The sequence below is a fragment of the Streptomyces marincola genome, assembly GCF_020410765.1.
GTDB classification, from domain to species: domain Bacteria; phylum Actinomycetota; class Actinomycetes; order Streptomycetales; family Streptomycetaceae; genus Streptomyces; species Streptomyces marincola.
Genome location: NZ_CP084541.1, coordinates 6,568,496 through 6,583,738 on the forward strand (window position 1 = coordinate 6,568,496; position 15,243 = coordinate 6,583,738).

At 73.0% G+C, this 15,243-nt stretch carries 12 protein-coding genes; 9 read left to right on the plus strand and 3 right to left on the minus strand.

Annotation, left to right across the window (positions count from 1 at the left end; all coding sequences use genetic code 11):
- The first annotated feature begins 152 nt into the window (after window positions 1-152).
- Window positions 153-1,895 carry a SpoIIE family protein phosphatase gene (locus LC193_RS28620; RefSeq protein ID WP_226078300.1) on the plus strand — a complete coding sequence of 581 codons (1,743 nt, stop codon included), beginning with the start codon at window positions 153-155 and terminating at the stop codon, window positions 1,893-1,895.
- A gap of 144 nt (window positions 1,896-2,039) precedes the next feature.
- Here the strand turns inward: LC193_RS28620 and LC193_RS28625 are convergent, their stop codons facing one another.
- Window positions 2,040-3,668 (minus strand): nSTAND1 domain-containing NTPase, encoded by a 1,629-nt coding sequence (locus LC193_RS28625; RefSeq protein WP_226078302.1) that lies wholly within the window; start codon window positions 3,666-3,668, stop codon window positions 2,040-2,042.
- Between the two features lie 361 nt (window positions 3,669-4,029).
- Here LC193_RS28625 and LC193_RS28630 point away from each other — a divergent pair, with 361 nt between their 5' ends.
- The 6 genes from LC193_RS28630 to LC193_RS28655 all read left to right on the plus strand — a co-directional run bounded on the left by LC193_RS28630 (window position 4,030) and on the right by LC193_RS28655 (window position 10,464).
- Window positions 4,030-4,863 carry an HpcH/HpaI aldolase/citrate lyase family protein gene (locus LC193_RS28630; protein ID WP_226078304.1) on the plus strand — a complete coding sequence of 278 codons (834 nt, stop codon included), beginning with the start codon at window positions 4,030-4,032 and terminating at the stop codon, window positions 4,861-4,863.
- Between the two features lie 106 nt (window positions 4,864-4,969).
- A complete protein-coding gene (locus LC193_RS28635) occupies window positions 4,970-6,202 on the plus strand; it encodes an aminotransferase class I/II-fold pyridoxal phosphate-dependent enzyme (RefSeq protein ID WP_226078306.1) in 1,233 nt (410 codons plus the stop codon).
- A 53-nt stretch (window positions 6,203-6,255) separates the two neighbouring features.
- Window positions 6,256-6,870 carry a MaoC family dehydratase gene (locus LC193_RS28640; RefSeq protein WP_226078308.1) on the plus strand — a complete coding sequence of 205 codons (615 nt, stop codon included), beginning with the start codon at window positions 6,256-6,258 and terminating at the stop codon, window positions 6,868-6,870.
- Window positions 6,867-8,216 carry a preATP grasp domain-containing protein gene (locus LC193_RS28645; RefSeq protein WP_226078310.1) on the plus strand — a complete coding sequence of 450 codons (1,350 nt, stop codon included), beginning with the start codon at window positions 6,867-6,869 and terminating at the stop codon, window positions 8,214-8,216. Before LC193_RS28640 ends, LC193_RS28645 begins: the two co-directional genes overlap by 4 nt.
- Window positions 8,217-8,297: 81 nt before the next feature.
- Window positions 8,298-9,437: a glycine amidinotransferase gene (locus tag LC193_RS28650; protein ID WP_226078312.1), complete on the plus strand. Its 1,140-nt coding sequence runs from the start codon at window positions 8,298-8,300 to the stop codon at window positions 9,435-9,437.
- A 61-nt stretch (window positions 9,438-9,498) separates the two neighbouring features.
- Entirely contained in the window at window positions 9,499-10,464 is a 966-nt protein-coding gene (locus LC193_RS28655; RefSeq protein WP_226078314.1) for a quinone oxidoreductase family protein, read from the plus strand.
- A gap of 14 nt (window positions 10,465-10,478) precedes the next feature.
- Here the strand turns inward: LC193_RS28655 and LC193_RS28660 are convergent, their stop codons facing one another.
- Window positions 10,479-10,934, minus strand: a complete 456-nt coding sequence (locus LC193_RS28660; RefSeq protein ID WP_226078316.1) for a hypothetical protein — start codon at window positions 10,932-10,934, stop codon at window positions 10,479-10,481.
- Window positions 10,935-11,254: 320 nt separating this feature from the next.
- On the opposite strand from LC193_RS28660, the gene LC193_RS28665 reads away from it, so the two are divergent.
- The gene (locus LC193_RS28665; protein ID WP_226078318.1) at window positions 11,255-13,429 is read left to right on the plus strand and encodes a type II toxin-antitoxin system prevent-host-death family antitoxin; all 2,175 of its coding nucleotides are present in this window, start codon (window positions 11,255-11,257) and stop codon (window positions 13,427-13,429) included.
- The gene (locus tag LC193_RS28670) at window positions 13,429-14,007 is read left to right on the plus strand and encodes a transcriptional regulator (RefSeq protein WP_226078320.1); all 579 of its coding nucleotides are present in this window, start codon (window positions 13,429-13,431) and stop codon (window positions 14,005-14,007) included. Before LC193_RS28665 ends, LC193_RS28670 begins: the two co-directional genes overlap by 1 nt.
- 252 nt (window positions 14,008-14,259) lie before the next feature.
- On the opposite strand, the gene LC193_RS28675 is transcribed toward LC193_RS28670, so the two are convergent.
- Entirely contained in the window at window positions 14,260-15,231 is a 972-nt protein-coding gene (locus LC193_RS28675) for a glycoside hydrolase family 6 protein (protein WP_226078322.1), read from the minus strand.
- Between the last annotated feature and the right edge of the window lie 12 nt (window positions 15,232-15,243).

Here is a 15,243-nt window from a genome sequence, read left to right on the forward strand (position 1 = left end):
CGCGGAGCCGGCACCTCCCGTGCCATCGGCCGAGAGAAGTCGCCGCCGCGGCTGACACAATGGGTTCGCCCCGGACGCCCGCGCGTGCTCCGGGTGCCCGAGCTTCGACCGGAGCGGAGCGCGGGCGCAGTCTGTGAGGACGAGGAGCCGCCATGGCGGACAGGCCGAATGCGCCGGCGAGGACCGCCGACGGGCTCGGGCTCGGCGACGCATTGGAACGCGCGGCCGTCGGAGTGTGCGCCGTCGACGACGCCTGGCGCGTTCTGTGGGCCAATGACCGGGCGTTGGGGCTTCTGGCCCGCTCCGCCGAGGACACCCTCGGCCAGGACGTCCACGATCTCCTGCATTGCGACGTACCAGGGCTTCCGCTCGGCCGGCACCCCCGCGAGCGGTCCCGGGCCCTGCTCCGTCACACCTCCAGGACGCACCCGGCCCGGTCCCCGCACGGCGGCGGCACCCCGCTGTCCCTGCAATGCTTCGCTCTGCCCTGCGAGCCCAACGACCACGGTGTGACCGCGCTGATCGCCTTCCAGGCCGCCGAGCCCCCCGAGGAGAGCTTCGCGCCGCCCACCGCCCCGCCGCGCGCCCTGTCGGAGAAGGAACGGCTGGCCCTGCTGGCCGACACCACGGCCCAGCTGATCGACAACGTCGACGCGCACGAGTCCCTGCGCCGCGTCGTGGGGCTGATGCTGCCCCGGCTCGCGGAGTGGGCGGTCATCGACCTGATCACCGAGGCGAACGAGGTCACACGCTCCCTCGTCGTCCGCGCCCGGGCCGGAGCCCTGGAAGTCCACGAGGAGCTCCAAGGCCCCATGCCGCCGGTGCCGGAGACCTCCACCATGCCGCTGTCCAAGGCCCTGCGAGGCGCGGCGTCCACGCTCACCGGCCCGGAGACCTACGAGGCCCCGCCCGACAGCCGCATCGCGGTGGAGCAGCGCAAGCTGTTCCGGGCCACAGGCATCGAGACCGCCGCCATCGCCCCCATCCGCGGCCCCCGCGAGGTGCTCGGCGCACTCACCCTGGGGCGCACCAGCCGCCACGAGGCCTTCACCACGGGCGACCTCGGCCTCCTTGAGGACATAGCCCGCCGCATCGGCATCGCCCTGGAGAACGCGCGCCACTACCAGCGGCAGCGCCAGGTCGCGGAGACCATGCAGCGCTACCTGCTGCCCCAACTCCCCGAGCTGCCCGGCGTGGAGATGACCACGCGCTACGTATCCGCCCCGGACGCCTCGCACGTCGGCGGCGACTGGTACGACGCCTTCACCCTCCCCGGCGGCGACGCCGCCCTGGGCATCGGCGATGTCGTCGGCCACGACCTGGAAGCGGCGGCGGGCATGGCCCAGTTGCGCAACATGCTGCGCGCCTTCGCGTGGTCCCAGGACCAGCGTCCGCACCGCATCGTGGAATGCCTCGACGAGGCCATGGCGCACATCTCCGACGTGCGCATGGCAACGCTCATCCTCGCCCGCCTGACCGCCGACGCCGACGGCCACTGGAGACTGCGGTGGGCCAGCGCCGGCCACCCGCCCCCGCTGCTCGTCGACCACGAGGGCGCCACCCGCTACCTCGACGAGGGCAACGGGCTTCTCCTGGGCTCGGACATCTCCGCGCCCCGCCTCGACGCCCACGTCGACCTGCCGCCCGGATCGACGCTCGTGTTCTACACCGACGGCCTGATCGAAACCCGCAGGCAGTCCCTGGACGTCGGGCTGGAACGCCTGCGCCGGCACGCCGCCTCGCTGGCCCGCAGGCCCCTGGACCTCTTCGCCGACCAGCTGCTGGAGCGCACCCGCCCGGCGGACAACGACGACGACGTCGCCCTGCTCGCCATCCGCATACCGCACGACACCGCGCGGACACCGCGAACGGTCGCGCCGGGCCCCGGCCGGTGATGCCGGTCGCCGCCGCGTCCCGCGGCCTTCCCGCGCCGGCGCCCGAAACACCGTCCGCTGAGCCGGCGACCGCGGGGGCCGCGCCCGTCGTCGCCGCGGGTGCCCGGGGGCGGGTCCGCGGGCTGCCGGTGCCCGGGCGCCCGTTCAGGCCGTGGCCCATGCCGCCGCCAGGGCGACGACGAGGGCGGCCAGGCCCACGATGAGCCGCCGCTGGAGGCGCAGTCGGGCCCGGGTGGCTTCCGCGGCACGGTGCCGCGCGCTCTCCGCCCGGGCGGCGGCCTGAAGGAAGGCCCGTTCCCGTCGCGTCGGTTCGTGGTGCTCCCGACCGCACAGCGCCCGGGCCTCGGCCAGGTCCGCGCCCTGGTAGAGGCGGCCGGGCAGCCGGCCGCTGTCGTGCCAGGCACGAGCCGCCTCCGCCAACCTGCGGTGGACGCGCCAGTCCTCCGAGCCCGTTTCCGCCCACCGGGCCAGGCGGGTCCAGGAGCGGGGCACGGCGGTGTGCGACCAGACGGCGCGGTCGCGGTCCAGGGTGACCACCCGGGCACGGGCGAACCGTTCCAGCACGGCCCGGGTCGCCGCGTCCTCGTCCAGATCCGACAGCGCGACAGCGCGAGGGCCGAGTGCGGTGGGGGCGTTCGCGGTGGCCAGGCGCAGCAGGAGGTCGCGGGCCCGGGGGTGCAGGGCGTCGGGCAGGCCGGCGTAGGCGGCCTCGGCGGAACGGTCGATCCAGTCCTCGATTCCGCCCGCGGCGCGCAGGGCGGTCAGGGTCAGCGCGTGCCCACCGCGGTGCAGCCAGGTCTCCTTGAGCACGGCCGACAGCATCGGAAGGGCACCCGGCTGTCCGGCGGTGGCCGCGGTGAGCACGGCGACAAGGGCGTGTTCCGGCGCGCAGCCGGCGCGGGCGGCGGGCTCGGCGATGACCCGGTGGAGTTCCTCCGGCGGTATCGGGCCGACGACGAGCGGGTCGACGAACAGCGCGGAGGCGGCCGGCAGCCGGCCGAGGCAGCGGTCGTGCAGATCGGTGCGCGTGCACACGACGATGCGGTGGTGTCCGGCACGGGAGGTGCCGGCCGACTCCAGCAGGCCGAGGAAGCGGGCACGTTCCGCGGGTGAGCGGCAGGCGGTGATCAGCTCCTCGAACTGGTCGATCACCACGACCGTCTCCTCGTCGTCGGGGAAGGGACCGTCGCCCAGCCGGGTCAGCCAGCGGCCGGCCTCCCGCATGGGGCAGGGGCCGGGAGTGAGGGTCACCACCCGCCCCCGATGGCCCTCGGCCCGCAGCCGGGCGATCAGTCCGGCGTTCAGCAGGGAGGTCTTGCCGGCGCCCGACGCACCGGTGACGGTGACCACGCGGCGGTGGCGCAGCCGTTCCCGCAACTCGGTGACCAGCGCGTCCCGGCCGAAGAACCACGGGGAGTCGCCGGGACCGAAGGGCGCCGCACCGAGGTAGGGCACCGTGTGCCGATCGCCGGGAACGGCTTCCGGAGGCCGCGGGTGGCCGGCGGCGGCGAGTGCGGAGGCCACGTCGCGCCAACGGCGTTCCCACCCGCCGACGTCACCCCCGCAGGCCCCGACGTACGCGAGGGTCACCGCGAGGGTGGGCAGCCTGCGCCCGCTCGCGGCCACCGAGAGACTGGCGGCCGAGGTGTGGGCCCGCAGGGCGAGTTGCCGATACGTGGGGCCGCCGGCCTCGTCGCGCAGCCTGCGCAGATCGGCGGCGAATCGCAGGAGCGGTGTGTCCCCCTGCTCCAGGGGCTGTTCCTGACGTGGCATCGGGACCCCTTTCCCGGCCGCTCCCGCTCGGGCGGCGGCGCGCAGGACGTCCGACGACGTTTCCCGGGCGGTCGCGGACGGCATCCGCCCGTCCCGCGGAAGACGCAGCGTCCGCACACATTACGCACGGTGTCGACGCAAGAACAGCGTGAAATCCGCCATTTACGCACGTGTTCGACCTGGTCGGCTCCGACGGGACGATCCGGCGCGTTTGTTCCGAGGTTGTTCACGCTTGTTGTTCAGCCGGTCCGACGTGTTCAGAACAACACGATGTCCGGTAGCAATGAAACGGCGGGGCGTCGAACAGAACGTCGACCACCGTCTGCCCCCGAGAGCGTGACCTCTTCGTCGGGAGACCCCTATGAAGTTTTCTCGGTACTGCCGCTCCCTCCTGTCCACCCCCGCCACCGCGGTGAGCCGTTACACGCCCTGCCACCGGTCCGGCGCCGACATCGCCATGGTGGACCTGGAGGACTCCGTGCCTCCCGAACGCAAGGAAGAGGCCCGGCGCCTGGCGGCGCGGTTCTTCACCGGCCCCGGTGGCCCGGCCCGTCCGGCGATCCGCATCAACACCGTCGGCGAACCGGACGGCCTGCGCGACCTGCTCGCGCTGCGGCAGTACCCCGTCAAACCGGCCCTGGTCCTGATCCCCAAGGCCGAATCCCCCCGCGACATCGAGATCGTCGAACACGCACTGGCACCGACCTGCCCGGACACCGAGTTCTTCGCCGTCGTGGAGAGCCCGCGCGGGCTGGCGAACGCGCCCGCCATCGCCGCGGCCTCGCCGCGACTGCGCGCCATGGTGTTCGGCTCGGCCGACTACTCCTTCGCCATCGGCGCGAGCCTGAGCTGGGAGGCGCTCGCCTACGCCAGGGCGAGTCTGGTGAACAGCGCCCGCGCGGCGGGGATCGAGGTCATGGACTCCCCGTACTTCGGGGCGCTGGACACCGACGGCCTGCGCCGCGAGGCCGCCGCAGCCCGCGACTTCGGATTCAGCGGGAAGGCCGCGGTCCATCCGCGGCAGATCTCCGTGATCAACGAGGCGTTCTCCCCCGGGCCCGCGCTGCTCGACCAGGCCAGGAAGGTGGTGGCGGCGGGCCGGGAGACCGGCAGGGGAGTGACGATGGTCGACGGCGTCATGGTCGGTGTGCCCTTCTTCGAGGCATCCCAGCAGCTGATCGAGGAGTTCGGCTAGACCCCGAGGGCCCGCGCGCCCCCGCGCGCTGCCCGCCCGTGCCATCGCACCACCCCATGAACCCCCACCGGTGCACTCGTGCGCCCTCGACAGGGAGCTTGCGACCATGCCTCAGAATTCCCCGCCCGACATCACAGGACCGCACCGCCACCGCAACAACGCGTCGATGCTCCGCGCGGCGGACCCCGCGTGGCAACGGGCCGCCGACGCCGGCCTCATCGGCGTCCACGTCGACACCCCGGACGCGAACAACCGGCTCGTCGTCCGGGAGACCGGGCACGAGTTCGTCAACATGTGCTCCGTCGGGTACCTGGGGCTCAACCACCACCCCGCGATCATCGAGGGCGCCATCGACGCCCTCAGAGAAGCGCAGGCCACCTGGCTCGTGGTGTCCACAACCCGCATCCGCCACAACCTGCTGGTGCGCATGGAGGAGGAACTGGGCGACCTGTTCGGCGCGCACATCCTCCCCGGCACCTCCTGCACGGCACTCACCGCCGGCATCCTGCCCCTCGTGGCCTCGGGCCACCTCACGGACGGGCAGCCCCGGGTCATGGTCTTCGACCGGTACTGCCACTTCTGCATGGCCTACGTCAAACCCGTCTGCGCCGAAGAGACCCTGGTCCTGACCTGCGACCACAACGACCTCGACTACCTGGAGAAGATCTGCCGCCAGTACCCGAGGGTGGCCTACGTCGCCGACGGCGCCTACTCCATGGGCGGGGCCGCGGCACTCGCCGGCCTGCGCGACCTCCAGGAGCGGTACGGGCTGTTCCTGTACATCGACGACTCGCACTCGCTGTCCATCCTGGGCGAGAACGGCGAGGGGTTCGTCCGCTCGCAACTGGAGATGAACGACCTCACCGTCATCGTCGCCAGCCTCGGCAAAGGCTTCGGCACGGGCGGCGGCGTGGCGATGCTCGGCAGCCGCACCATGTTCGAATTCCTCCACCGCCACGCCGGGCCGGTCGGCTGGTCGCAGAACATGTCCCTCCCCCTGGTCGGCGCCTCGCTCGCCAGCGCCGCGATCCACCGATCCCCGGAACTGGGCGAACTCCAGCGCCGCCTGCGCGAGAACATCGACCACTTCGACCGCACCTTCCCGACCGCGTTCGCCGGCAATGGGCTCCCCGTACGCCGCATCACCGTCGGAGAACCCGACGACGCGGTGCGCCTGTCCGAGGAACTGTTCAAACGCGGCTTCTACAGCTCCGCCGTCTTCTTCCCCATCGTCCCGCGGGGCGAGGCGGGGCTGCGCATCATGCTGCGCGCCGACCTCACCACAGAGCTGATCGACGACTTCACCGGCAACGTCAGGGACGTGCTGTCCACCTTCTGAACCGCCCGCGCACCGGGGCGAGCCCCCTACGGACCGGCCGAGAGGACACGCACATGCACGAGGCAGGCGCAGAACCGGCAGACCGCGGCGCGGTCCCGCCCGGCCAGGCGACCGCGGAACCGGCCCCGCCCACCGGCTTCGAACGGATCGGCAGACAGCGGTACCGCGAACTGGTCGGGTTCCTCTACGAGGAGTTCACGGTGGGCGACGTGATCGAGCACAGGCCCGGCCGCACGGTCACCGAGATGGACAACGTGCTGATGAGCATGCTGTCCATGAACGACGCCCCCCTCCACATCGACGCCGCCTACTGCGAGACCCTGCCCTGGGGACGGCCCCTCGTCTCCAGCCTGGTGACGCTCAGCATCGTCGGCGGGATGACCGCACGCAGCACCAGCGGGCGGGCACTGGCCAACCTCGGCTGGGACCACATCAAGCTGCCCGCCCCGGTGTTCGCGGGCGACACCCTGTACGCGCACAGCGAGATCCTCGCGAAACGACGCTCCCGCAGCCGCCCCGGCCAGGGCATCGTGTCCTGCCGCACCACGGGGACCAAGTCCACCGGAGAAGTCGTGCTGGTCTTCGAGCGCAGCTTCCTGGTGCCCTGCCGCGAAACGGCCGCGGCACCGCCCGCGAACGCCGGCGCACCGGCGGGGGAGGGGGAGTGAGAACCCTGCTGATCGGCAACAGCCGGACCGAGGACATGGTCGGAGATCTCTCCCGCCTGTCCGCACGGGCACGTGAGGCCGCCGCACACACGGCCCACCGCCTGCTGTGGTGGGCCAGGGAGGGGGACATCCTGGTGCTGCCCACCGCGCCGGACGACGCGTTCGCGGACTACGTGGCCGGCCTCACCGGCACCCCGCGCTCCACGGTCACCGTGCGCGTGCCCGCCCCCGGCGCCCTCGGCGAGCACCTCCTGACGCCGGACCGGCTGGCCGACACCGACCTTCAGCGGACGCTGGCGGAGGACCTGGGAGCACCGCCGTCCGGCGGCACACCCGGACTGCGCGTCCTGCCCGTCTACGCCGACCAGGCCGTGGCCCAGCTCGCGCACCGCCTGGGCGCGGCGCGGGCGCTGCCCGGCCACGCCTTCCACGCCCAGGGAGGCAGCGCCCTGGTCAACAGCAAGGCGGCCTTCCGGTCGGTGGCCGCCGGAGCCGGGGTGCCGACCGCCCCGGGCACGGTGGTCACCGATCCAAACGAGGCGGCCCGCGCCATCGGCGGGCTGCTCGGCGCGGGCCACTGCGCCATGGTCAAGCAGGAGTTCAGCGGCGGCGGCCTGGGGAACGAGGTGCTGGCGCCCGTACCCGGTGTCGAGCCGGCCGGCGCCCCCCGGGCCGTCGTGCTGCCCGATGACACCGCCGTGCGCGCCTACGTGACCGAGCGCTGGCCCTGGCTGACCGAAGGCGGACGGCACCGGCTGGTCGTGGAGCGCTACTACACCGGCGCCGTGCCGGTGTACGCGGAGTTCGACCTCACCGACACGGCGGTCGAACTCACCGGCACCGGCGAGATGCTGATGGATCCGGTGGTCGTCGGTGAGATCGTGCCGGCCTCCGCCACGCTGCCGGCCGACGCCGTGGCCGAGTTGGTCGCTGTCGGCCGGCGCTTGTGCGAGGCGTACCGAGCGCTGGGCTACCGGGGCACGATCAGCGCCGACGCGTACCGCACACCGGAAGGCGAGATCCGCTTCTGCGAGGCCAACGGCCGCATCACCGGTTCCACCCACCTGCACACCATCATGGCCGCCCGCCTGGTGGGCCCGGCCCTGCGGCCCCGGCGGGTCCTCCTGGGCGGTGAGTGCCCCGCCCCCTCCTTCCGCGCCGCCCTCTCCGCGCTGACCGCAGCCAACCTGGGCTTCGACCCGGCGGCCGGCGCGGGCGTCGTCCTGGTCAACGGGTCCGCCCCGGGAGCCGGGACAGTCACCTACTGCGCCGTCGCCGACGACGCCGCGGGCGTCCGGGACCTGCGGCACGCGCTGGAAGCGGCGCTCGCGAGAGCGCAGAGCTGACCCACGCGGATCCGCACCGCCGGCTTCCCACCGTACCGGGGCCGCTCCGCCCCGCGACCCGAGCCGAAAGAAGGCAGAACCATGCGCCTGAACAGCTATGACGGTTGGTCCCCCCTGCGCGAGGTGGTCCTCGGGTCCGCCGACAACTACACCGCCCACGACCGCGAGTTGTCCTTCGACCTCTTCTTCCACGACGAAACGCCCTACAGCCGCATCTACTATCCGCGCCACGTGACATCCGGCGCGGCTCCCGGCCGGCGCACCACCATCAAGAAGCGCTACCTGGAGGAACTGCGCGAGGACGTCGAGGGGATGGCCGAGATCTTCGCCCAACTGGGCGTGACCGTCCACCGGCCGCTGCCGCTCGACGCCTCGACCGGCGAGGTGCGCACGCCCGCCTTCGCGGCAGCCGTCGTCCCGCCGCTCAACGTCCGTGACAACAGCATCGTCTTCGGGGACGAGATCATCGAGACCCCGCCACTGGTGCGCTCGCGCTACTTCGAGACGCAGTTCCTGAAACCGGTCTACGCCGAGTACTTCCGCCGCGGCGCACGCTGGACGGTCATGCCGCGCCCGATGATGACCGACGCCTCGTTCGACCTCTCCTACGTGGCGGACGCGGCCAAGCCCGGCTCCCTCATCGAACCGATCACCGACTCGCGACCCTCCCCGTACGACACCGGGTTCGAGATGATGATCGACGGTGCCCAGTGCCTGCGGCTGGGCCGGGACGTGTTCGTCAACGTCTCCAACGCCAACCACGCGCTGGGCTGCGACTGGCTGGAACGCCACCTGCGCGGGCGGTTCCGCGTGCACCGGCTGCACCGGCTGGCCGACAGCCACATCGACAGCACCGTCCTGGCGCTGCGGCCCGGGCTGCTGCTGGTGCGCACACCCGGCGTCGCCGAGCGGCTGCCGAAAGCCCTCCAGAGCTGGGACATGATCTTCCCGCCCGAACCCGAGGACAACAACTTCCCCGACTACGAGGACGACGACCTCATCCTCACCAGCCGCTACATCGACCTCAACGTGCTGTCCGTCTCGCCGGACACCGTGCTGGTGAACGCGGCCTGCCCCGAGCTGGCCCGCACGCTGGAAGGACACGGGTTCACCGTGGTCCCGGTGCGCCACCGCCACCGGCGGCTGTTCGGCGGCGGCCTGCACTGCTTCACGCTCGACACGGTGCGGGAGGGATCCGGGCCCGAGGACTACCTGGACTGAGACCGGCCCGCGCGGTTTTGCCGCGGGCGCGCCGCGCGAACACACGGAAGGGACACCGGGCATGGGAGCGGGAGCGGGAGCGGGGACGATGCGGGCCGTGGTGCTGCGGCGCTTCGGCGGGCCGGGACAGCTGCGCACGGAGTCGGTGCCGCAACCGGCCCCCCGCGAGGGGGAGTCGGTCATCGACGTCACCCTCGCCGGGCTCAACTTCGCGGACCTGGAGATCCGGCAGGGCGCGTACGCCCCGCCCCCGCTGCCCGCCGTCCTGGGCGTCGATGTGGTCGGGCGGCGCCGTTCCGACGGACGCCGTGTGGCCGCGCTGCTGCGGGAGGGAGGCGGCTACGCGCAGGCCGCTGTCGCGCGCGACGCCTACACGGTGGACGTGCCCGACCACATCGACGACGCCCAGGCGCTCGGCCTGCTCGAACAGGGCTGCACCGCGTACGGCGCCCTCGTCACCGCCGGACGGCTGCGGCCGGGGGAGAGCGTCGCCGTCGCGGCTGCCGCGGGGGGCGTGGGGCACCTCGCGGTGCAACTCGCGCTCGCGCTGGGCGCCCGTACCGTCGCCGGCATCGCGTCGACCCCGGCGAAACGGCGGTTCGTCCGCTCGCTGGGCGCGCGGGTGGCGGTCGGCGCACCCGAGCGGCTCAGTGCGGAATTGCCCGAGGGAGTCGACCTGTATCTCGACTCGGTCGGCGGCCCCGCGCTGCGGGCAGGGCTCGCCGCGCTGGCCCCGTTCGGGCGGCTGGTGACCATCGGCGAGCGCGGAGCGGGACCGGGCAGCAGCGTGCCCGTCGAGGAGCTGACGGGGCGTTCCGTGGGCGTGCACGGGTTCTGGATGCGGCACGTGCTGGCGGATCCCGCGCTGTTCGCGCGCACCGCGGACGCCCTGTTCGCCCTGGCAGGGCGCGGGCTGGTGCGGGCCCGCGTCGACCGCGTGGTGCCGTTGGACGGAGTGGGCGCGGCCCACGAGGCGATGGCCGCGCGGGCCACGCTGGGCAAGGTACTGGTCGACGTGCGGGCATGACGAGCCGCGGATCGTCAGTGGGACGCACGGTAGGTCTGGACGATGCCCGACTCCCAGGTGACGACGAGCTGTTCGCCATCCAGGGCGACGGTGGCCCGGGTATCCGGCCACCGCATCTCACCCGACACGACGCACTCGACCGTGATAACACCCTCGCTCACGGTGCCCTGGCAGACGTCGCCCTCGACGCTCGTGCTCTCGACGAAGTGGACCTCGTCCATGATGAAGCTGATGTTCGTGGTGTAGGGGGGATCGGCGCCCTCCCCGACGAGCACCCATGCCCCCTGGATCTGCTCGTTGGCCGGTGCGCCGCCGTCCGCCCCGCCCTCCGGAAGCCGGACCTCGCTGCCCTCCGAGTCCGGCGTCTCCGGCAGGCCGGAGAACGGACCACCGTCACTGTCACCGCCACAGCCCGCCAGCACCAACGCGACCACAGCCGTCGGCACGGCCGCCCGTATGCCCTTGCGCATGTCTCCCCCTCATCGATCAGTCGCCGTAGGCTACCGCCACGGTCGCGGGGGCGCCCGCGGCAGCACGTACGACGGGTCCACCCGGGGCACTCGGCCCTCGCCGGCACCGGCCGTGCGAAGCCTCCCACCGCCGGCGCCTGTACCGTTCGCCACCGGCGTGCGGACCTCGACGGCGGGTCGGCTGCTCACCTCGGTTTCTGGCCGCCGCTCGCACGCCAAGTCCCCCGTGCGTGGAACGCCAGGGCTTACGCAAGGCCACTAGTATGGGCTGACGGCTCTTCATTCATGGAGGTAGGGAGATGGGCGGCGGGAAGGAGGATGTGCTGGGGCTCGAGGCCGCGCGGGCCCGCTGGTCCGAACTCATCGACTCCGCGGCGCACGGTGGAGTGACGCACCTGCGTGACGCGGAATCCGGTGCCGTCGCGCGGTTGGTACCCCGGGACCGCAGTCCCGTCCCCATCGAGGAACTGCCTGCCTGGGCGGTGACCGCGGCCCGCCCGAAACTGGGCAACCTGGTCCGGCAGGCGGCGGCCGGCCAGCCGGTCGCACTGACCCGGCGCGGTGAACTGGCGGCGGTGCTCGCCCCCGCCCCCGGGGCGGCGGGCCCGGCGACGAGCAGCGGCCTGGACGACCTGCTCGACACCCTCACCTCCGCCGCCCCCCAGGCCCCCACGACGACGGTGCCGACCGGCATCGCATCGCTGGACGAACTGCTCGGCGGCGGACTGCGCCCCGGTCAACTGGCGCTCGTCACCGGCCCGCCCGGCTCCGGCATGTCCGCCCTGGCCCTGGGGGCGGCGCGCGCCGCCGCCCTGGGCGCCGCAGCACCCGGACCGGTGATGGTCGCCTCCGCGCAGATGTCGCGCCAGGACCTCGCCGCCCGCATGCTCGCCGCCGAAGCCGGCCTGCCCCTCGCGCAGATCACCACCCAGACCGTTCCCGAGGCCGACCGGCCACGCCTGGAGGCCGCGGCGGCCCGCCTGCGAGGCGCGCCCCTGCACCTGGTCGACCGGCAGACCACCCTCGCCCAGGTCCGCACCGCGGCCGCCGCGGTCCCCGGCATCGCGCTGCTGGTCCTCGACCCCGTGACCCACTTCGATGTCGGCACGGCCGCTCCGGCCCTCGCCCTGCGCAGGCTGGCCACCGACCTGGGGGCGGCGGTCCTGGCGGTGGCCGCCCACGGCCCCGGCCTGCCCCCCGTGGAGGCCGAGGCCGACCTCGCCGCCCGCCTGCACCGCCAGGACGACGGGGCCGCCGCGCGGTTGGAGATCATCCGGTACCGGCACGGCCCCACCGCCATCCTGCCGCTCACCGCCGACCTCCAACGCGCCCGACTCCTGCCCGCACCGGCCCCCGACCACGACGAGCCACCCCGCCCCACCGCACCCGTCCGATCGCGCCTCGCCACCGCCTTCCAGCGGCCGGCCGCCGCGCCACGCGCCGAAAGCACCGCGGCGCGCGACGCCCGCGCCGGGCACCGGCGCCACCAGGCCGCCCGCCGCACCAAGTCGGCCGACCAAGCCGCCCAAGCGCTGCGGGAGATGGTCACCGCCGCGGTCGAGGACGAACTCGACAAGGCCCAGGGTGACGCCCAGGCGGCAATGGACAGACTGGCCAAGAGAGCGATCCCCGATGTGATGCGCCTCTTCGAGCAGAGCCGCGCCGGCGCCCGGTACGAGTACACCGCCTACCCGGCCCTCCCCGACATCCTGCACCGGCCCAGCAAAAAGGACCCCGACCTCGTCTGGGAAGCCCGCCCGTCCTGGCACCACCCCGCCTACCGCCGCCACCCCGACGGCGAACTCGCCGTCACCCCGCTCGACGTGAACGCCGCCTACCTCTCGGCGCTCAAATGCCACCTCCCGATCGGCCGCCTGGAACACGACCCCACCGGCGACTACGACCCCAAGCGCGCGGGAGTCCACCTCATCACCCCGGCCGCGTGGCAGCACCCGGACCTGCCCAACCCCCTCGGCGACCGCGAGGAACCCGGCCCGCTGTGGATCACCACCGCCACCCTGCGCCTCCTGCTGCGCCTGGCCGGACCCAAGCACCGACTCCTCGACCCCCCGCTCATCCACGAGTCCTGGACCAGCTCCGCGACGGAGAACTTCCTCGACGCCCTGCGCCAGGTCCTCGCCGCCGCACGCACCGACGCCCTCGACCAGGACGACTACGTCACACTCCACTACATCAAGATGATGTACGCGAAGATCGTCTCCACCATGGGCGAATCCACCGAGAACCGCGACATCATGCGCCCGGACTGGATGCACAACATCCGCAGCCAGGCGTTCTCCAACCTCTACGGCCGCGCACTGAAGGCCCACCGGGCCGGCCTGACCGTGATCTCCGTGATGGGCACCGACGAACTCCACGTCGCCGGCGACTGGCACCAGGTGTTCACGCAGGGGCGCGGCCTGGCCGACATGAAGACCAAGACCGACCGGGACGGCCGCCCCGTCCACTACGCCGTCACCCGGGTCGGCCGCTGATGGCCGGCCGCTGGATGCGTTTCGGCTTCTACAACGCCCAGGGCGTGCCCGGCCGCGACGCCCTGGGCCACGGCATCGAACGCATGGTGACCGGCATCGCCTCCCCGCCCGACAGCGAACGCGGCGTCGCCGCCCGCCTGCGCTACCTCACCGCCTCACCCGCCGGCTACCAGGCCATGGAACGGGCCGGGATCCACGTCACCGCCCGCACCCTGTACGCCTGGCTCGCCGAGGAACGCCTGCCCACCCCCGCCAACCGCGCCAGACTCGACGACGCCTACTGGGACCTGCGCCGCCACAACGTCGCCGCGGACCTCAAACGCCGCCTGATGTCGCACGGCGGGACCCGCATCGAGATCGACCCCGTCGACCAGTCCCGCGTCGAGGTCCGGCACCGCCGCGACATCCAGATCCGCCACATCAACGTCCGCCCCCGCGTCTGGGACACCGCGGTCGACGCCTGGCTCGCCGACGACGAACAGACCATGGACGCCATCTGGGACGACCTGATCCGCGGCAACCTCGGAAGCGAGTGGGACGCCTACTCCTACGTCTCCTCCCTCGGCTGGAACGCCTGAACAGCAGACCGCACCCCTGCACGGCTGCCCGGCCGCGGCCGGACGTGCGGACCCCGAAGCGCGGTACCGGGCCCGGGGATGCCCGGACGCGCCGACGACGCGGCGCACGAGGGAGGTCCGGTGGCCCAGAACGCGCGGCGCCGTGTTCTGGGTGCTTCGCGTGCTCCGACCGCCCGGCTTCCGGTGGACTGCCCTCCACCGGAAGCCGGTTCCCGTCGGTGACGGAGGCAGTGGCCGGTCGGAGACGAGGCGTCAGTAGCCGTAGATCATCCGGTAGGCGACCTCCGGCAGGAACTGCCCTGCCGTGGAGCCCGAGCCGACGCCGCAGTCCCCGTCGGACTCGCCCGGCGTCTTGATCCACAGGAGCATCTCGGCGCCTCCGCCCCCTTGCTGGGTCGGCGTCCCGATCCTGCGACCGGCGGGGTTGCACCACTGGCCGTTGGAGCCGTTGCCGTTGCGGCTGGTGTCCACGACGAACGGCCGGCTGTAGCCGTAACGCTGGCCCAGCACCTGGTTGATGCTGCCGGCGTAGGCCGCGTTCTGCGAGGTGGTGAAGTAGTTCGAGACGTTGAGGGAGAAGCCCCTGGCGAGGCCGAGTCCCGCGGCGTTGAGGCGGTCGGCCATGGTCGAGGCGTCGGTCCACCCGGGGTTGCCCGCGTCGAGGTAGACCCAGGCGTTCGGCGCCTTGGACCTGAACTCCGCCAGGGCGTTGCGGAGCATGGTCTGGCGCTCGTTGATCTGGCCCGGCGTCATGCAGCTGTAGTCGCCGAGCGCGTCGGGTTCGAGAACCACCACGGCCGGCCGGCTGCCGATGCCACCGGCGAAGGCGGAGATCCACCGCGCGTACTCGGCCGGGGACGAGGCTCCGCCCCCTGAGTGGCCACCGCAGGCGTCGCGGCCGTAGATGTTGTAGGCGACGAGGATCGGCAGCTTGTCGGCCGACTGCGCCGCGCCGGTGTAAGCGTTCGTGGCGGAGCCGATGTCGCCGCTCCAGGCACCGAACCAGCGGGCCATGGGGGTGTTCGCGATGGAGGAGCGGATGGCGGATGCCCGTCCGTCACTCGGGTTGCCGGCCGCCCAGAGGGCGGGATTGGAGTTCGGGTCGACGTAGAAGCCGCTGGTCATGGCGCGGGGGTCGGGTGCCGCCTGTGCGGACGGCGAGGATGCCAGGAGCAGGGGCAGTGCGAGGAGCGCCGCCACTGCTCCGCGGATGAGTGTGCGCATGGAGGTACCTCG